The sequence below is a fragment of the Ornithinibacillus scapharcae TW25 genome (assembly GCF_000190475.1).
Classification (GTDB): domain Bacteria; phylum Bacillota; class Bacilli; order Bacillales; family Amphibacillaceae; genus Ornithinibacillus; species Ornithinibacillus scapharcae.
Genome location: NZ_AEWH01000004.1, coordinates 45,272 through 63,598, shown reverse-complemented (window position 1 = coordinate 63,598; position 18,327 = coordinate 45,272). Strand labels below are relative to the sequence as shown.

At 36.8% G+C, this 18,327-nt stretch carries 20 protein-coding genes and 1 pseudogene; all 21 read left to right on the top strand.

The window, feature by feature from the left end:
* Positions 1 to 7 precede the first annotated feature (7 nt).
* The 21 genes and pseudogenes from nusA (at position 8) to G5W_RS0100665 (ending at position 18,287) form a co-directional block, all read left to right on the top strand.
* Complete coding sequence (nusA, locus tag G5W_RS0100760) at positions 8 to 1,120, top strand: transcription termination factor NusA (RefSeq protein ID WP_010093374.1); 1,113 nt, start codon at positions 8 to 10, stop codon at positions 1,118 to 1,120.
* Positions 1,121 to 1,132: 12 nt separating this feature from the next.
* Positions 1,133 to 1,408 carry an RNase P modulator RnpM gene (gene rnpM, locus G5W_RS0100755; RefSeq protein ID WP_010093372.1) on the top strand — a complete coding sequence of 92 codons (276 nt, stop codon included), beginning with the start codon at positions 1,133 to 1,135 and terminating at the stop codon, positions 1,406 to 1,408.
* Positions 1,401 to 1,703 carry a L7Ae/L30e/S12e/Gadd45 family ribosomal protein gene (locus tag G5W_RS0100750; RefSeq protein ID WP_010093370.1) on the top strand — a complete coding sequence of 101 codons (303 nt, stop codon included), beginning with the start codon at positions 1,401 to 1,403 and terminating at the stop codon, positions 1,701 to 1,703. Before rnpM ends, G5W_RS0100750 begins: the two co-directional genes overlap by 8 nt.
* Positions 1,704 to 1,723: 20 nt before the next feature.
* On the top strand, positions 1,724 to 1,954 hold the full coding sequence (locus G5W_RS24800; RefSeq protein ID WP_010093368.1) for a translation initiation factor IF-2 N-terminal domain-containing protein: 231 nt from the start codon (positions 1,724 to 1,726) through the stop codon (positions 1,952 to 1,954).
* 70 nt (positions 1,955 to 2,024) lie between these two features.
* Positions 2,025 to 3,890, top strand: a complete 1,866-nt coding sequence (gene infB / locus G5W_RS21855) for a translation initiation factor IF-2 (protein ID WP_420178096.1) — start codon at positions 2,025 to 2,027, stop codon at positions 3,888 to 3,890.
* Positions 3,887 to 4,165, top strand: a complete 279-nt coding sequence (locus G5W_RS0100740; RefSeq protein WP_010093364.1) for a DUF503 domain-containing protein — start codon at positions 3,887 to 3,889, stop codon at positions 4,163 to 4,165. The genes infB and G5W_RS0100740 overlap by 4 nt, the downstream gene beginning before the upstream one ends.
* Before the next feature lie 212 nt (positions 4,166 to 4,377).
* Positions 4,378 to 4,722: a 30S ribosome-binding factor RbfA gene (gene rbfA, locus G5W_RS0100735; protein WP_010093362.1), complete on the top strand. Its 345-nt coding sequence runs from the start codon at positions 4,378 to 4,380 to the stop codon at positions 4,720 to 4,722.
* A 129-nt stretch (positions 4,723 to 4,851) separates the two neighbouring features.
* Complete coding sequence (truB, locus tag G5W_RS0100730; RefSeq protein ID WP_010093361.1) at positions 4,852 to 5,748, top strand: tRNA pseudouridine(55) synthase TruB; 897 nt, start codon at positions 4,852 to 4,854, stop codon at positions 5,746 to 5,748.
* Between the two features lie 15 nt (positions 5,749 to 5,763).
* Positions 5,764 to 6,708, top strand: a complete 945-nt coding sequence (locus G5W_RS0100725; protein WP_010093359.1) for a bifunctional riboflavin kinase/FAD synthetase — start codon at positions 5,764 to 5,766, stop codon at positions 6,706 to 6,708.
* A gap of 147 nt (positions 6,709 to 6,855) precedes the next feature.
* Positions 6,856 to 7,125 (top strand): 30S ribosomal protein S15, encoded by a 270-nt coding sequence (gene rpsO, locus G5W_RS0100720; protein WP_010093357.1) that lies wholly within the window; start codon positions 6,856 to 6,858, stop codon positions 7,123 to 7,125.
* A 182-nt stretch (positions 7,126 to 7,307) separates the two neighbouring features.
* Positions 7,308 to 9,422 (top strand): polyribonucleotide nucleotidyltransferase, encoded by a 2,115-nt coding sequence (locus G5W_RS0100715; RefSeq protein ID WP_010093354.1) that lies wholly within the window; start codon positions 7,308 to 7,310, stop codon positions 9,420 to 9,422.
* Between the two features lie 137 nt (positions 9,423 to 9,559).
* Entirely contained in the window at positions 9,560 to 10,510 is a 951-nt protein-coding gene (locus G5W_RS0100710) for a polysaccharide deacetylase family protein (protein WP_010093353.1), read from the top strand.
* A gap of 25 nt (positions 10,511 to 10,535) precedes the next feature.
* Positions 10,536 to 11,756: a M16 family metallopeptidase gene (locus G5W_RS0100705; protein ID WP_010093350.1), complete on the top strand. Its 1,221-nt coding sequence runs from the start codon at positions 10,536 to 10,538 to the stop codon at positions 11,754 to 11,756.
* Between the two features lie 87 nt (positions 11,757 to 11,843).
* Positions 11,844 to 12,080, top strand: a complete 237-nt coding sequence (locus G5W_RS0100700) for a YlmC/YmxH family sporulation protein (RefSeq protein WP_010093348.1) — start codon at positions 11,844 to 11,846, stop codon at positions 12,078 to 12,080.
* Between the two features lie 258 nt (positions 12,081 to 12,338).
* Positions 12,339 to 13,220 (top strand): dipicolinic acid synthetase subunit A, encoded by an 882-nt coding sequence (gene dpaA, locus G5W_RS0100695; protein ID WP_010093346.1) that lies wholly within the window; start codon positions 12,339 to 12,341, stop codon positions 13,218 to 13,220.
* A gap of 3 nt (positions 13,221 to 13,223) precedes the next feature.
* Complete coding sequence (gene dpaB / locus G5W_RS0100690) at positions 13,224 to 13,814, top strand: dipicolinate synthase subunit B (RefSeq protein WP_010093344.1); 591 nt, start codon at positions 13,224 to 13,226, stop codon at positions 13,812 to 13,814.
* Between the two features lie 81 nt (positions 13,815 to 13,895).
* Positions 13,896 to 14,945: an aspartate-semialdehyde dehydrogenase gene (gene asd, locus G5W_RS0100685; RefSeq protein WP_010093342.1), complete on the top strand. Its 1,050-nt coding sequence runs from the start codon at positions 13,896 to 13,898 to the stop codon at positions 14,943 to 14,945.
* Positions 14,946 to 14,973: 28 nt separating this feature from the next.
* Complete coding sequence (dapG, locus tag G5W_RS0100680) at positions 14,974 to 16,227, top strand: aspartate kinase (protein WP_010093340.1); 1,254 nt, start codon at positions 14,974 to 14,976, stop codon at positions 16,225 to 16,227.
* Positions 16,228 to 16,230: 3 nt separating this feature from the next.
* Entirely contained in the window at positions 16,231 to 17,121 is an 891-nt protein-coding gene (dapA, locus tag G5W_RS0100675; protein WP_029190953.1) for a 4-hydroxy-tetrahydrodipicolinate synthase, read from the top strand.
* 235 nt (positions 17,122 to 17,356) lie between these two features.
* Positions 17,357 to 18,084 (top strand): annotated as a pseudogene (locus G5W_RS21850) (ClpP family protease).
* Positions 18,081 to 18,287 (top strand): YlzJ-like family protein, encoded by a 207-nt coding sequence (locus tag G5W_RS0100665; protein ID WP_010093333.1) that lies wholly within the window; start codon positions 18,081 to 18,083, stop codon positions 18,285 to 18,287. The pseudogene G5W_RS21850 and the gene G5W_RS0100665 overlap by 4 nt, the downstream one beginning before the upstream one ends.
* The last annotated feature ends 40 nt before the right edge of the window (positions 18,288 to 18,327 follow it).

Genomic DNA, 18,327 nt, shown 5'->3' with positions numbered 1-18,327 from the left:
ATTTAAAATGAGTAGTCAATTGTTTGACGCAATTGAAAATTTGGGTAAAGAAAAAGGTATTGATAAGGAAATATTGATTGAAGCACTAGAAGCGGCATTAATTTCAGCATACAAAAAGAATTTTAAATCTGCTACTAATGTACGGGTTGAACTTGATGAAAAAGCTGGAACAATGCGCGTGTTTTCGCGTAAGACAGTAGTAGAAGAAGTAGAAGATAGTCAACAAGAAATATCATTAGATGAAGCCAAGAAAATTGATCCAAATTATGAAGTGGAAGATATTATCGAAGTAGAAGTTACACCAAAAGACTTCGGTAGAATTGCAGCACAAGCGGCGAAGCAAGTTGTGACTCAACGAGTGAGGGAAGCGGAAAGAGGCGTAATCTTTAGTGAATATGCTGACCGTGAGGAAGACGTTATGACAGGTATAATCCAACGGATCGATTCAAGATTTGTTTACGTTAATCTAGGAAAGATTGAGGCGAAACTTCCAGAAGCGGAGCAAATGCCGACAGAGGATTATCAAGTACATGATCGCTTAAAAGTGTTTGTAACGAAAGTGGAAAATACAAGTAAAGGGCCACAAATCTATATCTCTCGGTCACATCCAGGACTATTGAAGCGTCTATTTGAAATGGAAGTACCCGAAATTTATGATGGAATAGTAGAAATCAAGTCTGTAGCTAGAGAGGCTGGAGACCGTTCTAAAATTGCAGTATATGCTGATGATCCAGAAATAGATCCGGTTGGTTCTTGTGTAGGTCAAAAAGGCGGCCGTGTTCAAACCATCGTAAATGAATTAAAAGGTGAAAAGATTGATATAGTGGAATGGTCTGAGGATCCAGTAGTCTACGTATCAAATGCCTTAAGTCCTTCCAAAGTTATAAGTGTGTTGGTGAATGAGGAAGAAAAATCAACCACAGTAATCGTCCCTGATTATCAATTATCACTAGCAATTGGTAAGCGTGGACAAAATGCAAGACTTGCTGCGAAGTTGACTGGTTGGAAGATTGACATTAAAAGTGAAACCGAAGCCCGCTCTGAAGGTCTTCTAACGGAACAGGAAAATACTGATTTTACGGGTGTCGATGTAGAAGTCGAAGAGGATTTATTCGAATAGGGAGGGGTATTTATGGTTGGAAAACGTAAATCTCCAGAACGAAAGTGTGTCATAACAAGTGAAATGAAACCAAAGAAAGAACTTATTCGGGTTGTTCGTAACAAAGAAGGAGAGGTTTTTGTAGACCCTACTGGGAAGCAGAATGGTAGAGGAGCATACCTCTCGAAAGATTTGGACGTAATCAATCAGGCTGAAAAGACAGGAGCATTAGCTAAGCATCTAAATACGCAAGTAGATGCTTCTATCTATGATGAGTTAAGGATGCTTGTTAGTGGTCGCAATGAATAGAAATTATTTAAATATTATCGGCATAGCATTTCGAGCTGGCAAATGTTCAACTGGGGAAGATACAATTGTCAAAGACATTCAAAGAAGAAGAGCGAAACTGGTACTTATTGCAAATGATGTAGGTCCCCAAACACGAAAAAAACTTACGGATAAATGCAATTCATACAAAATTCCTTATATTATCCTAGCCGATGATCGAGATACATTATCAAATGCTATCGGAAAATCCCATAGAGTAGCACTTGCAATACTTGACGAAGGGTTTGCGAAAAAACTTCTAACGTTACTCGGGTAAATAAATTCGGGGGTGAACATATGCGTAAAATACGTGTATATGAGTATGCAAAAGAACAAAATATTACAAGTAAGGATGTTATTACTTATTTGAAAGAAAATAATATTGAAGTTTCTAATCATATGTCAACGATCGACCATGATACGATTAAGAAACTCGATCAAAAATTTGGTAAGAAACAAGGGGATCATACTCCTAATACTACCCAGAAGCAAAATTCGGAAAATACAACTGCTAAGAATGAGACCTAAAAAAAATAATAACGAGAAAAACAATTCAAATTCGAATACAAACAAACAAGAGCAACATAATAAGAAACAAATGAATCATAACAAGGCAAAGAATCACAAGCAAAATCATAAACAACAGCAAAATAAAGGGCCTAAAAATAAAAAGAACAAGCAGGCGAAGGAGCAACCAGTGGTAAAAGAAACACCGAAAGAAATCAAATATTCTGGAACGTTAACAGTTAGTGAATTAGCTGATAAATTAAATAAAGAAGCGTCTGAGATCATTAAGAAATTAATGTTTCTTGGTGTCATGGCAACGAAGAACCAAGATTTAGATGATGATGCAATCGAATTAATTTGTGCTGAGTTCGATGTCGAAGTAGAAAAAGAAATTATCTTAGAAGACACGGATTTAGATAAGTATATGGAAGAGGATAATGAGGCTGATCTAATTGAAAGACCAGCGGTTGTAACGATTATGGGGCATGTTGACCATGGTAAAACAACATTACTTGATTCTATCCGTAATACAAAGGTAACTGCAGGAGAAGCAGGTGGAATTACGCAGCATATCGGAGCTTATCAGGTGAAACGAAATGGTAAGAAGATTACTTTCTTAGATACGCCTGGGCATGCTGCTTTCACTAGTATGCGTTCACGTGGTGCACAGGTTACAGACATTGCAATTCTTGTTGTTGCAGCAGATGATGGTGTAATGCCTCAAACAGTAGAAGCAATTAACCATGCAAAGGCTGCTGAAGTACCGATCATTATTGCTGTAAACAAAGTAGATAAAGAAACTGCCAATCCAGATCGTGTGATGCAAGAACTTACGGAATATGAATTAATACCCGAAGATTGGGGAGGAGACACAATCTTTGTCCCACTTTCAGCTTTAAAGGGTGAAGGTATAGATGATCTTTTAGAAATGATTGTGCTTGTCTCTGAAGTTGAAGAATTAAAAGCAAATCCAAATCGACATGCTACAGGTACTGTAATTGAAGCGCAATTGGACAAAGGGCGTGGGTCAGTTGCTACTTTGCTAGTACAAAATGGTACTTTACGCGTAGGAGATCCAATTGTGGTAGGGAATACATTTGGACGTGTTCGAGCAATGGTAAATGATCTTGGGCAGCGTGTGAAAGAAGCTGGTCCTTCTACACCAGTAGAAATCACAGGGCTAAACGATGTACCACAAGCTGGGGATCAATTCGTTGTATTCGAAGATGAAAAAACAGCGCGTCAGATTGGTGAGGCTCGTCAACAAAAACATATTCAAGAAAACAGATCAGAAACTACAAAAGTTAGTCTTGATGATCTATTCGAACAAATCAAGCAAGGTGAAATGAAAGAAATCAATGTAATTATTAAAGCTGATGTGCAAGGTTCTGTTGAAGCCCTAGCATCTTCTCTTCAAAAAATCGAAGTAGAAGGTGTGAAAATCAAGATTATTCATACGGGTGTTGGTGCAATCGCAGAATCCGATATTATTCTAGCTTCTGCATCTAATGCTATTGTAATTGGTTTTAATGTTCGTCCAGATGCAAATGCGAAAAACACTGCCGATTCAGAAAAAGTAGATATACGTTTACACCGAGTAATTTATAAAGCAATTGAAGAAATTGAGGCAGCTATGAAAGGAATGCTTGACCCAGAATTCGAGGAGAAGGTTATCGGGCAGGCAGAAGTTCGTGAAACATTTAAGGTTTCAAAAGTTGGAACGATCGCGGGTAGCTATGTAACCGATGGTAAGATTACACGAGATGCAGGTATACGCCTTATCCGTAATGGTGTAGTTTTATTTGAAGGTGAAATTGATGCGCTTAAGCGTTTTAAAGATGATGTAAAAGAAGTTGCCCAAAACTATGAATGTGGTATCACGATTAAGAATTATAATGATATTAAAGAAGGCGACATAATTGAAGCATATGTCATGGAGGAAATTGAACGTAAATGATATTCTATCTTGAAGTAGAATGCATTATATACGACTCTCACTCTTTAAAAGATAAGCGTTCTGTTATAAAGAAAGTTTTAGCGAAGCTACGTAATGATTTTAATGTAGCTGTAACAGAGTTGGATTATCATGATTTATGGCAACGTACAAAAATCGGAATTGTAACGATAACGAATGAGCGTAACCATGGAGAGAAAGTCATGCAGGAAGTACTTCGAGTTATCGATACGTATTCCGAACTAGAAACGACCATCACTCATGTGGAAATCGTCTAGCTGGATTAGAACTGTTTTTTAAACAGACTAGGTCTGACATGGTTTTCCAAGTCTGATTAAAAAAACGAAAGGGTCTGTGACAAAACTTAATTTTGCAACTGAAAATACGAACAACGTACCATTTACAAAAAAGTTTAGGTTGTTTGTATTTCGCTAGATGAAAATATTAATGTCCCAGCCTCGTGTTTTTCGAATATAAAGAGGTGATTACGATGAGTAATTTACGAGCAAATCGCGTAGCAGAGCAAATGAAAAAAGAATTAGGGGAAATCCTAACTAGGAAAATCAAGGATCCTCGTGTTGGTTTTGTTACTGTAACAGATGTTGAAGTTACTGGTGATCTCCAACAAGCAACAGTGTATATATCGGTGTTAGGAGACGAAGCGAAAAAGAGGGATACTTTACTAGGTCTTGCAAAGGCTAAGGGATTTATCCGTTCTGAAATTGGAAATCGAATTCGTTTAAGAAAGACACCAGAAATCAATTTTGAATTTGATGAAGCACTTGAATACGGTAATCGTATTGAGACGATTCTGCGAGATATAAACAAACAATAATCTCAGTGTTCTAAGTACTGTGTAGTTCATAAACCGCGAGTATATTTAGTGAAAATTTTATAGTCTTATGATAAAAATCTGGCTCTTTGGGTCAGATTTTTATTCAGACTTAAGACGGAGGTAATATCCATGAATGGTATTCTGCCACTATGGAAACCAAAAGGATACACTTCACACGATTGTGTCATGAAGGTTAGAAAATTATATAAGACAAAAAAAGTAGGCCATACTGGAACACTAGACCCTGAAGTAGAAGGTGTATTACCTATCTGTATTGGCCAAGCAACTAAGATTGTTCAATTTTTGACGGATACTACTAAAGTATACCAAGCAGAACTCACCCTAGGTTCTACGACAGAAACAGAAGACGCATATGGTGAAATAGTGGATGAAGTAACCGTCGATAATTTTCCTACTAAACAGGAGATAGAAAACGTGTTACAATCGTTTAAGGGAGATATTATACAAATCCCACCAATGTATTCAGCTGTAAAAGTGAATGGAAAAAAACTGTATGAATATGCAAGGGCTAACCAAGAGGTTGAACGTCCAGAAAGAAAAGTTACAATCCATGATATATCTTACATCTCAAGTGACCCAGAGCAACATAAGATACAATTTCAAGTAACTTGTTCAAAAGGTACATATATTAGAACTTTAAGTGTAGATATTGGCAAAGTATTGGGGTATCCCGCTCATATGTCACATCTTGTACGGATAGAGACAGGATCCATTCATCAAAGAGATACCGTTAACTTCGAAACAATTGAAAAGGCTTGTCAGGATGGGGTAGAACTAGAGTTATTGTTGCCAATAACTAGAGGGATAACACATTTGGCTACTTTGGAAGTTGATGAGCAAACCAAATGGAAGGTATTTAATGGCCAAAAGCTATTGAAACCAGATACGATACTACATACTAATCCCTTTAAAGTAATGCATGATGGAGAGTTATTAGCAATCTATCAGTTACATCCTGAAAACAAAAATGAAATTAAACCGATGCGCGTTTTTCGCGATAATTGAATTGCAGGTGAAACAATGAAAATTATTAAATTGACTTATCCTCATTCGTTGACAATGGAAGAATTACCTAAAACAGTTACAGCCTTAGGTTTTTTTGATGGTATTCATAAAGGACATCAAACTGTAATTAGACAAGCAGTTTCAAAAGCTAAGCAACTACATATGGAAAGTGCAGTTATAACTTTTTACCCTCATCCGTCTGTTGTTCTTAAAGACAATCATGATGTAAAATATATTACACCGCTTCGAGAAAAACAGGAGATAATGGAAAGTCTAGGAGTAGACCGATTATATATTATTTCCTTTACAAAAGAATTATCTTCATTATCACCACAAGAATTCATCAATCATTTTATCATGGGGTTAAACATTCATCATGTTGTCGCTGGTTTTGATTTTACATATGGGCATAAAGGAAAAGGGAACATGGAGACGATTAGTGAGCATTCTAAAGGATTATTTGGGTATACGACAATTGATAAAGTTACTTTAGGTAATGAGAAGATTAGCTCTACTAGAATTAGAAACCTACTTGCTTTGGGTGATATGGAACTAGTCAAAACGTTATTAGAAAGACCTTATATAACGAGAGGTATCGTTATTCAAGGAGATAGTCGGGGCAAAGAGATTGGCTATCCGACTGCAAATATTCAATATAACGATGAAGCTTTACTTCCAAAACCAGGTATATATGCAGTTAAAGTGAGAATAGATGATGAGTTGTTTGTAGGAATGGCTAGTTTAGGAACCAATCCGACCTTTACGGAGGATCGTAAGGACCTCTCGTTAGAAGTAAACATATTAGATTACCAAGGTAATCTCTATGGAAAAGAATTAGTAGTGGAATGGTATAAATACATTCGTGATGAGGAAAAATTTAATAGTGTAGAAGAACTAGTTCAGCAGATAGTTGAAGATGAGAAAGCTATTCGGAATTATTTTGCGGTTAAGTCTGAATAAGACTTATCCATTTCGTCTATTCTGCTAATCTCTTGCAATTATGATGAAAAAGGTGTAAGATAAAACAGTTAAAACCTTCGCTTGGCAAATCGAGACTCCGACGTTTGCTAGGGGACAGGGGATACTAAAAACTAGGAGGTGGCCTGAATGGCTATTACAAAAGAACGCAAGAATGAAATTATTAATGAGTACAAGGTGCATGAAAGTGATACTGGATCTCCAGAAGTACAAATCGCTGTACTAACGGAAGAAATCAATACTTTAAATGACCACCTACGTGTTCATAAAAAAGATCACCACTCACGTCGTGGTCTATTAAAAATGGTTGGTAAGCGTCGTAACTTACTAAACTACTTACGTAACAAGGATGTAACTCGTTATCGCGAATTAATTCAAAAGCTTGGCTTACGTAGATAATTGTAAAAGCAGGAGTAATCCTGCTTTTTTTATACGTTAGAGCAGTAAAATAACGTATACCATTTGGGATAGATTGAAATTTATCTCACAAATCGTTTAAAATACATAGCTAAATTTACATTATTGATTTTAAAGTATAAAATAATGATTAGAATGCTTTAAAGAAAGGAGTACTAGGAATAATGGCACAAGATAAACACGTATTCTCCACAGAAATCGCTGGAAAACCGTTTGTTGTAGAAATTGGAGAACTAGCTAAACAAGCAAGTGGAGCTTGTATGGTTCAATATGGAGATTCTTCTGTACTTGCGGTTGCAACGGGTTCAAAAGAACCGAAAGATTTACCATTTTTCCCTTTAACAGTTAACTATGAAGAACGCCTTTATGCGGTTGGTAAAATCCCAGGAGGCTTCATAAAAAGAGAGGGACGACCTAGTGAGAAGGCAATACTTGCTTCTAGATTAATTGACCGACCAATTAGACCGTTATTTCCAGATGGTTATAGAAATGAAGTTCAAGTAATTAGTACCGTTATGAGTGTCGATCAAGACTGTTCTACGGAAATTGCTGCAATGATTGGATCATCAATTGCTCTATCTATTTCTAACATTCCATTTGAGCAGCCAATTGCAGGTGTTCATGTTGGTAGAGTAAATGGAGAATTTATTATTAATCCAACTGTTGAACAAGAGGCATTGAGCGATATTGAACTTACAGTTGCTGGTACAAAAGATGCCATTAACATGGTTGAAGCTGGAGCTAATGAAGTACCTGAAGAAATCATGCTTGAGGCAATTATGTTTGGTCATGAGGAAATTAAACGTTTAGTAGCTTTCCAGGAAGAAATTGTACAAGCCATCCAACCTGAAAAGTCTGAAGTTGTTTTATTTGAGTTTGACCAAGACTTAAAAGCAAAAGTAGAAGCAGAAGCGCATGAATCTTTACTTGCAGCAATTCAAGTCAAGGAAAAACACGCTAGAGAAGCTGCAATAAGTGAAGTGAAGTCACAAGTACTAGCTAAATACGAAGAGGAAGAATCTGAGGTTGTTTCTCAAGTGAGCGCCATCTTAGACAAGATGGTTAAAGAAGAAGTACGTCGATTAATTACTAAGGAAAAAATCCGTCCGGATGGTCGTAAAATCGATGAAATTCGTTCCCTTTCTTCTCGAGTTGGAATTCTTCCAAGAGCTCATGGATCAGGTCTATTTACTCGGGGCCAAACACAAGCATTGAGTGTATGTACATTAGGTGCACTTGGGGATGTTCAAATATTGGATGGTCTAGACTTAGAAGAATCTAAGCGTTTTATGCACCATTATAATTTCCCGCAGTATAGCGTTGGGGAAACTGGACCAATAAGAGGACCAGGTCGAAGAGAAATTGGTCATGGTGCATTAGGGGAAAGAGCTTTGGAAAAAGTTGTTCCATCAGAAAAAGATTTTCCTTATACGATTCGATTAGTATCAGAAGTATTAGAGTCTAATGGTTCTACATCACAAGCTAGTATTTGTGCGAGTACGTTAGCTATGATGGATGCGGGTGTACCAATCAAAGCACCTGTTGCTGGTATTGCTATGGGACTTGTTAAATCAGGTGATGATTACACAATCTTAACGGATATTCAGGGAATGGAAGATGCTTTAGGCGATATGGACTTCAAAGTTGCCGGAACCGAAATAGGGGTTACTGCACTTCAAATGGACATTAAGATTGATGGATTATCAAAAGAAATATTAGAAGAAGCACTAACGCAAGCTAAAAAAGGTCGTTTACAAATTCTGGAGTCTATGATGGAGACAATTAGCCAACCTAAGACAGAATTATCTCGCTATGCTCCTAAGATTTTAACGATGTCTATCCATCCAGATAAAATTCGCGATGTAATTGGACCTAGCGGAAAACAAATCAATAAAATTATTGATGAGACTGGTGTTAAGATTGACATTGAACAAGATGGAAGTATCTTTATTTCATCTACTGACCCAGAAATGAATGAAAAAGCGAAACAAATAATTGAAGATATTGTTCGGGAAGTTGAAGTTGGACAAGTGTACCTAGGTACTGTAAAACGTATTGAGAAATTTGGTGCCTTTGTAGAAATCTTTAAAGGAAAAGATGGCTTAGTCCACATTTCTGAACTTGCTGAAGAGAGAACAAATAAGGTTGAAGATGTTGTGAAAATTGGCGATCAAATCATGGTTAAAGTGAAAGAAATTGACCACCAAGGCCGCGTTAACCTTTCTCGTAAAGCTGTGTTAAAAGAACAAAAAGAAAAAGAAGAAAAATCAACGATGTAATTTCTAAGAAGCTGGAACTCCAGTTTCTTTTTTTGTTCTAAAGATCATTATAATATTTCTCATTATGTTTCAAACAGATTTTGTTCTTTCATATCTTGTCCTTCTCTCTCATATAAATGGAGTAGAGGAGTGATAGAATGAACAATTATCGGAAGTATCTACATCTTATTGTTTTTGTCATTATAGTTATGATATCGTTTAACATAAATCAAAATCCTTTTCAAATTCATGACCAAGCTGTATTTTCCCAATTTGAATTCGTTCAATCGAACGATACATTGTACCAGGAGATTCAATCGAAAAGCGAGCATTACTTCGAAGAGCCGAGTGATGCTTATATTGACCGTGTATGGAAAAAGACACCAGGTCGAAATGGTCGAAAAGTAGATGTCGAGGCATCCTATCAGCGAATGAAAAAAGCAGGGAGTTTTAAAGAAGAATTATTAGTGTATGAGCAAATTCCACCAAAGGTATCCTTAGATGATCTAGAGCCTTCTCCCATTTATCGTGGTCATCCTAAAAAGGATATGATTGCATTCTTAATTAATGTTTCTTGGGGAACAGAGTATATTCCTGAGATTTTAGATATTCTTAAGAAACATAACGTAAAGGCCACATTTTTTATCGAAGGCAAATGGGCTAAGGAGAATGTTGATTATGTGAAAATGATTCAGGAAGAAGGGCATACTATTGGTAACCATGCCTATAATCATCCTGATATGGCTAGATTAGGTAGATCTGAAATTACGAAACAAATGGAGGAAACTAACAAAGTTATCCATGCAATTACAGGTCAAACACCAAAATGGTTTGCGCCACCAAGTGGAAGTTTTTCACATGAAGTTGTCAAAGTTGCCGATGAGCTTCATATGAATACAATTTTATGGACGGTAGATACCATTGATTGGAAGAAACCTTCTGTAAATGTTATGATGAATCGTGTAATGGGGAAAATTCATCCAGGTGCTACTGTACTTATGCATCCAACTCAATCTGTTGTTAATGGATTACCTTCCTTAATTACAGAAATAAAATCAAAAGGATACAAAATTGGAACTATTGACAAGCTATTGTCTGAAAGTCGATAGGTTGTTTGAAACAGGAGGAAGTAACTTGATTGAGAAACATACTAGTAAAAACGGACTACGAATCGTACTAGAAAAAATACCAGCAGTAAGATCCGTAACAATCGGTATTTGGGTTCTAACAGGATCCCGAAATGAAAATGAGAGAAACAATGGAATTTCGCATTTTTTGGAGCATATGTTCTTTAAGGGTACAGAAACAAGATCATCAGTCGATATTGCTGAGGCTTTTGATTCTATTGGTGGACAGGTAAATGCTTTTACCTCAAAAGAGTATACTTGTTTCTATGCTAAAGTATTAGATACTCATAAAGATTACGCTCTTGAAATTTTGGCAGATATGTTCTTTAATTCTTCCTTTGATCCGGATGAAATGGAAAGAGAGAAGAAAGTTGTTTATGAAGAAATAAAGATGTATGAGGATACTCCTGATGATATCGTACACGATTTATTAGCAAAGGCAGCTTATGGGAATCATCCATTAGGTTACCCTATTTTAGGAACAGAAGAATTATTGAATAAATTTACGCCGCAAACATTAAGAGAGTACATAAGTAACTATTACACACCGGAGAACGTTGTGATTTCGATAGCGGGAAATGTGGAGTCTGATTTTATTGCAAAAGTAGATAGTTATTTTGGAAACTATGGTAAAAATGTAACAAGACCAACTATCATGAAGCCTACATTTATCAGTGAGACCATTGAACGTCATAAAGACACGGAGCAAGCTCACTTATGTATCGGTTATAATGGTTTACCTCTAGGAACTGAAAATGTATACAGTTTAATCGTCTTAAATAATGTGCTTGGTGGAAGTATGAGTTCGAGACTCTTCCAAGAGGTTAGAGAAAAACGTGGACTAGCATACTCTGTATTTTCGTATCATTCAGCATACCAAGATAGTGGCATGCTTACTATTTATTCTGGTACAGGTAAGGAACAGTTAGGATTACTACGAAAAACCATTGAGGAGACTGTTGAATCACTAGTTCAAACAGGACTAACAGATAAAGAGTTAAGAAATAGTAAAGAGCAACTAAAAGGAAGCTTAATGCTTAGCCTAGAAAGTACGAATAGCAGAATGAGTAGAAATGGTAAAAACGAATTACTACTGAAGAGACATCGTACACTGGATGAAATGATACAAGAGATTGATGCTGTCAATCATGATTCCATTCGACTAGTGATTGATGAAACTTTTGGTAGTAATCCTTCAGTGGCAATTATTGCACCGAAAATTGGCTAGAAATACTGATTGAAGATAGAACCTATGATAACATAGGTTCTTTTTTTTAGGCATATACATATAAAAAAGAGGTTGGGGTGTGTAGCATTGCGGTATAACGATATTAGTAGCAAAGAGATTGTGAACATTACCAATGGGAAACGCCTAGGAGTTCTAGGTCAAACCGATTTAGAAATCGATGAACATACTGGACAAATTCAATCTTTTATTTTACCGAATTATAAATGGTTTGGTTTAAAGAAAGAAGGCGAAGAAGCAAAAATACATTGGAATTCGATTAAAAAAATTGGTGAGGATATGATTATGATTGAGGCTAAACCGTAAGAGTCAAAAGGGCTAGTATCTACAGAGATACTAGCTCTTTTTTGGTAAATAGAAATGTATAAAAATCTTTCTAGCCTGCATAAGAAAACGAACGCATTCGTAAAAAGACGAGCGAATGCGTTCGTTTTTAAAGGTTTTTTCATAAGTACCATTCACTATCCGCCTAAAAACACATAAGCTATAAAGAAAAATGCATTCATGATAATCCAGCAAAAGTAACAGAAGGATAATTTTATAGGTTGGAGGGTGTTCTAGGTAATGAAACTATTAATAGCTGTAATAGGTGGAGATGCGAGATATTTAGAGTTAATTCGGCAACTGAAAGCCATTGACAATATAGAAATAGCTTTAGTTGGATATGACAAGTTAGAACAAGGATTCACAGGATTAAACCAAATTGATTTTCAAGAACTTCAGGTGGAAGACCTGGATGTAGTTATTTTACCTATCACAGGTATGGATGAGGAAGGGAATGTAGAGACCGTTTTTTCTGACCAAGACATTCAATTAACAGAAGCGTGGTTTAGAAAATTGAAAGAAAAAGCTATTGTTTTTACGGGAATAACAAATACCCATTTATCAGAACTAACTAAAAGAACTGATACAGAGTTAATCCCATTATTTGATCGAGATGATGTCGCAATATACAATTCTATTCCTACTGCTGAAGGCACCATTATGATGGCGATCGAGAACACGGATTATACCATTCATTCTTCGAGAGTTATTGTAGCGGGATTCGGTAGAGTCGGAAACACGGTTGCAAGTAAATTTGCTGCACTTGGTGCTAAGGTTTCTGTTGCAACAAAAAAATCTAGCGACTTAGCAAGAATTACGGAAATGGGCTTAAATCCTATTTCGTTAAATAAATTGCCGGATTATACAAGTGAGTGTGACTTGTTAATCAACACCATTCCAGCAATGGTCATCACCAAAGAGGCCATTCAAAATCTTCCATCAAGTTCCGTTATTATTGATTTAGCCTCTAAGCCTGGTGGTACTGATTTTGCTTATGCAAAACAAAGAGGTATCGAAGCCATATTAGCACGTAGCCTGCCAAGTATTGTTGCACCTAGAACAGCAGGTAAAATATTGGCAGATGTTATTATTCAAATTTTAACAAAAGAAAAGGAGTTATAACGAATGGATCTTAAAGGAAAAAGAATTGGTTTTGGAGTTACTGGCTCCCATTGTACCTATGAAGCAGTATTTGGACCAATGGAACGCTTAGTAGAATTGGGTGCTGAAGTTGTTCCTGTTGTAACCTATACCGTGATGAATGTCGATACTAAATTTGGTAAAGCAAAGGATCATATTGCTCGTATTGAATCCATAACGGGGAAGAAAGTCATTTCCACTATGCCAGAAGCTGAACCGCTTGGACCTGCAAATCCACTAGACTGTATGGTCATAGCTCCACTTACGGGAAATTCAATGAGTAAGTTTGCTAATGCACAGACAGATTCTCCACCTTTAATGGCAGCGAAAGCTACGATGAGAAACGGTAGTCCAGTTGTGTTGGGTATTTCTACAAATGATGCATTAGGATTAAACGGGGTAAATCTAATGCGATTAATGGCAAGTAAATTTATCTATTTCGTTCCCTATGGTCAAGATGATCCGTTTAAAAAGCCGAATTCACTTGTTGCTCATATGGAGTTACTACCAGAAACAATTGAGGCAGCAATTCAAGGGAAACAACTTCAGCCTCTATTAGTATCATTTTCTAACTAAGTTATGATAAAATATATCATTAAGATTTATATGATTCAAAAAATTAATTAAACTACTACCTTTGAGGAGGGTGTCATCATCATGACAAAAGAGACGTATAACCTGGCAATAGTTGGAGCAACAGGAGCAGTAGGTCAAAAGATAATGAGTATACTAGAGGAAAGAGATTTTCCAATCAATCAATTAAAGCTTTTATCCTCCAAGCGTTCTGCGGGAACTAAGGTGTTGTTTAAAGGTGAAGAATTAATTGTTGAAGAGGCTGTGGAAGATAGCTTTCTAAATATAGATATTGCGTTGTTTTCTGCTGGAGGTGCAGTGTCCAAACGATTGGCACCCGAAGCGGTTAAACGAGGTGCAGTAGTTATTGATAATACAAGTGCATTCCGGATGGATGATGATATTCCATTAGTGGTGCCAGAAGTAAATGCAGAAGACTTGGCACTGCATCAAGGAATAATTGCTAATCCAAATTGCTCCACTATTCAGATGGTCGCCGCACTAAAACCGATAAAGGATGCATTTGGTCTGAATCGGGTGATTGTATCTACCTATCAAGCTGTTTCAGGTGCCGGTAATCAAGCAGTAGAAGAGTTAAGAGATCAATCGGAGAGACTATTAAATCAAGAAGAAGTCGTACCAGAATTGTTACCGGTAAAAGGTGACAAAAAGCATTACCCAATAGCATTCAATGCTCTTCCTCAAATTGATTTATTTCAAGATAATGGGTACACCTTTGAAGAAATGAAAATGATTAATGAAACTAGAAAAATTATGCATGTCCCTGATCTGAAAGTCACGGCAACATGTGTACGATTACCATTTTTCACTTCTCATGCAGAAAGTGTATATATTGAAGTAGAGCAAGAAGGATTAACTACTTCTGATGTATGGAAAGTTCTTGAGCAAGCTGAAGGTGTTATCCTACAAGACGATCCTAGTAATCAAGTATATCCAACTCCTCAAAGTGCTTCTGGGAAAAAAGAGGTTTTTGTAGGGCGGGTAAGAAAAGATTTAGATGATGACAAGGGCTTCCATATGTGGGTGGTTTCCGATAACTTGCTAAAAGGTGCAGCTTGGAATACAGTTCAAATTGCTGAGCGCATCGTAGAGAAGGGACTGTTGTTAAAATAATTATGTTGTTAGGTAGAGGTGTCAAATTGTGCAGATAGTAGTGCAAAAATTTGGTGGAACTTCTGTACAAAGTAAAGAAACTAGACAACATGTATTAGATCATATAGAAAACGCACTAGACAACGGCTATAAGCTAGTTGTAGTGGTATCTGCTTTAGGTAGGAGTCCAGGAGCGTATGCTACTGATTCACTTCTTAAACTAGTTGATTATCCTGAACACTCGGTTTCCAATCGAGAGTTGGATATGTTGATGGCATGCGGAGAAATTATCTCGTCCGTCGTATTATCGAACGAATTAAAAATGCGTTCCGTTAATTCCATAGCGCTAACTGGAGCACAGGCTGGTATCATTACAAATGCCGATTATACGCAAGCAAAGATAAAAGAAGTTAATCCAAATCGTATTCAAGCAGAATTGAAAAAACATGATGTAGTAGTTGTTGCTGGCTTTCAAGGGAAAAACTCACAAGGAGAGCTTACTACGTTAGGACGTGGTGGAAGTGATACAACAGCTGCTGCATTGGGTGCAGCATTAAATGCGTCAAGCATTGATATCTTTACAGATGTAAATGGGATTATGACTGCAGACCCACGAGTTGTTAAAGATGCTCAATCTCTTGATGTGGTCACCTATCAAGAGATTTGTAATCTTGCATACCAGGGTGCCAAAGTAATTCATCCTAGGGCAGTAGAGATTGCGATGCATGCAAAAGTTCCAATTCGAGTTCGTTCGACGTATGAAGAATCTGGTGGAACACTTGTTACAACTGCTTCAGATAGAAAAGTTGGTGTCGATATTTCTGACCGTTTAGTTACTGGCATAGCTCATTTAGCAAATATAACGCAAATCAAGGTCCAGACAAAAGAGAAGGAAGCTTATCGACTTCAATCAGAAGTATTTAAAGTGATGGCTGATGCAGGAATATCAATTGATTTTATAAATATCTCACCTACAGGGGTTATTTACACTGTTCCTGAAGTACAAAGGAAAAGGGCTGTATCCATGTTAGAGAAGAATGGGTTCCAGCCTACAGTTATAGAAGACTGTACAAAGGTTTCAGTAGTAGGAGCTGGAATGACAGGGGTTCCAGGTGTAGCATCAAGAATCGTGCAGGCACTAACAAATCAGGGAGTACAAATACTACAGTCAGCAGATAGCCATACAACCATTTGGGTATTAATTCCAAGTAGAGACGTATATCAAGCAGTCAATGCACTACATGAGGAATTTGAACTAGCTAAGAAATCGACAATTTTGCATGATTTTATTATAGAAAGGTGAGTTATCATGAAATTTGGGAAAATATTAACAGCGATGATTACTCCATTTGATGAAAAGAATGAAATAAATTTTGAGGAAACGACTAACTTAGTGAACTATCTATTAGATAACGGAACAGAGGGATTAGTTGTGGCTGGAACTACTGGAGAGTCTCCAACACTCACAACCGAAGAAAAAATTGCGCTGTTTTCTCATGTCACAAAGGTTGTCAATAAGCGAGTACCAGTTATTGCAGGTACAGGTGGAAATAACACAAAAAGTTCTATCGAATTAACAAAAGCAGCTGAAGATTGTGGTGTAGATGGTGTTATGTTAGTTGCACCATATTACAATAAGCCTAATCAGCAAGGACTATATGACCATTTTAAGGCAATTGCAAGTGAAACTAATCTTCCTGTGATGCTTTATAATATACCTGGAAGATCTGTAGTGAAAATGTCCACAGATACGATTATTAAGCTAAGTGAAATTGATAATATTGTTTCTGTAAAAGAAGCAAGTGGGGATTTAGATCAAGCTGCAATAATTATCGAGAATACAAGTGAAGATTTTTCCGTTTATAGTGGTGATGATGGGTTAACATTACCAATGATGGCAATAGGCGGGGATGGTATTGTTTCTGTTGCTTCCCATATAATTGGTAATGAAATGCAAGCAATGATTGAGGCGTTTGAGCAAGGTAATCATAAACTGGCTGCTTCACTCCATCGAAAACTACTCCCAGTTATGAACGGTTTATTTGAAGCCCCATCACCAACTCCAGTAAAAGCAGCACTTAAAACAAAAGGAATTGCATCAGGTGGGGTAAGATTACCATTAGTTCCATTGACAGAATCAGAGGAGAAAAAATTACTCTCCCTTTTGAATACAATAAATGTAACGAACGGCGTTTAGTCGTCTACTGATACTTTTTAAACCGAACTAATTCCGACAAAATATCGGGAATAGTTCGGTTTAACTTTACTATAAATGATTATTCCTTACCTGAAACATACCGTAACGGTGCCAGCAGTAATCATTCTAATAAATGGAAACTGATACATTTTGGATGCTATGTTTTCTTAGAATGTTATCTGCTGTTTACGTTCATACTATATTTATAGTTATGATTGGAAAGGAGTTATGAAATATGGAAAAAGATACCGAAAAAAAAGAGGGTCAGGATGAACAGTCTGGATCTTCTTTAGTCCAAAAGATTCAAGCGCTTGGGCAGACAAATGTACCGCAAGCTCCAGATTCAAATATTCATGTCTTATCGATAATTGGCCAGATTGAGGGGCATATTCAATTACCACCTCAAAACAAAACAACCAAATATGAGCATTTATTACCACAATTAATCGCGATTGAGCAAAATCCCAAAATAGAAGGGTCGTTATCCTCTTAAATACAGTAGGTGGGGATGTTGAAGCGGGACTAGCTTTATCTGAGATGATTGCATCTCTTTCTAAACCTACTGTATCCATTGTCCTTGGGGGTGGACATTCGATAGGTGTTCCAATCGCTGTATCTACCAATTATTCGTTTATTGTTCCAACGGCTACAATGACCATCCATCCTGTACGTCTAACGGGATTGGTAATTGGAGTTCCGCAAACCTTTGAGTATTTAGATAAAATGCAAGAACGAGTGATAAATTTTGTTGTGAACCATTCCAACATCAAAGAAGAAAAATTTAAAGATTTAATGTTTGCAAAAGGCAACCTAACACGAGATATTGGTACGAATGTGGTGGGAACAGATGCTGTGGAATATGGTTTAATTGATGAAGTTGGCGGTGTAAAGGAAGCCATGGCTAAAATAAACGAACTCATCAATGAGACCAAGGGGACAATGGAACAGGAGGTCATCCAATGATTTTGTACACACCTCTTTCACAAGACGATATTTTCCCTACTACTGAGAATGTATACAACAATCGACAATGTATTACATACGAGGGGAAAACTTGTTATGTTGAAAAGAATAGCAATGGCGAATACCAACTCATTCAATTATTATCGACAGATCCGCAAGATTTTCTAAATGTGAACTTTACCCCGGGAACAATCATCGGTTAAATTGAATCGTTTAATTTCTTACCTTATGATATACTATATC

Excerpts from the sequence above, each read along its gene's own strand:
- nusA (WP_010093374.1), top strand. The coding sequence starts at position 8 with ATGAGTAGTCAATTGTTTGACGCAATTGAAAATTTGGGTAAAGAAAAA.
- rnpM (WP_010093372.1), top strand. The coding sequence starts at position 1,133 with ATGGTTGGAAAACGTAAATCTCCAGAACGAAAGTGTGTCATAACAAGT.
- G5W_RS0100750 (WP_010093370.1), top strand. The coding sequence starts at position 1,401 with ATGAATAGAAATTATTTAAATATTATCGGCATAGCATTTCGAGCTGGC.
- G5W_RS24800 (WP_010093368.1), top strand. The coding sequence starts at position 1,724 with ATGCGTAAAATACGTGTATATGAGTATGCAAAAGAACAAAATATTACA.
- infB (WP_420178096.1), top strand. The coding sequence starts at position 2,025 with ATGAATCATAACAAGGCAAAGAATCACAAGCAAAATCATAAACAACAG.
- G5W_RS0100740 (WP_010093364.1), top strand. The coding sequence starts at position 3,887 with ATGATATTCTATCTTGAAGTAGAATGCATTATATACGACTCTCACTCT.
- rbfA (WP_010093362.1), top strand. The coding sequence starts at position 4,378 with ATGAGTAATTTACGAGCAAATCGCGTAGCAGAGCAAATGAAAAAAGAA.
- truB (WP_010093361.1), top strand. The coding sequence starts at position 4,852 with ATGAATGGTATTCTGCCACTATGGAAACCAAAAGGATACACTTCACAC.
- G5W_RS0100725 (WP_010093359.1), top strand. The coding sequence starts at position 5,764 with ATGAAAATTATTAAATTGACTTATCCTCATTCGTTGACAATGGAAGAA.
- rpsO (WP_010093357.1), top strand. The coding sequence starts at position 6,856 with ATGGCTATTACAAAAGAACGCAAGAATGAAATTATTAATGAGTACAAG.
- G5W_RS0100715 (WP_010093354.1), top strand. The coding sequence starts at position 7,308 with ATGGCACAAGATAAACACGTATTCTCCACAGAAATCGCTGGAAAACCG.
- G5W_RS0100710 (WP_010093353.1), top strand. The coding sequence starts at position 9,560 with ATGAACAATTATCGGAAGTATCTACATCTTATTGTTTTTGTCATTATA.
- dpaA (WP_010093346.1), top strand. The coding sequence starts at position 12,339 with ATGAAACTATTAATAGCTGTAATAGGTGGAGATGCGAGATATTTAGAG.
- dpaB (WP_010093344.1), top strand. The coding sequence starts at position 13,224 with ATGGATCTTAAAGGAAAAAGAATTGGTTTTGGAGTTACTGGCTCCCAT.
- asd (WP_010093342.1), top strand. The coding sequence starts at position 13,896 with ATGACAAAAGAGACGTATAACCTGGCAATAGTTGGAGCAACAGGAGCA.
- G5W_RS0100665 (WP_010093333.1), top strand. The coding sequence starts at position 18,081 with ATGATTTTGTACACACCTCTTTCACAAGACGATATTTTCCCTACTACT.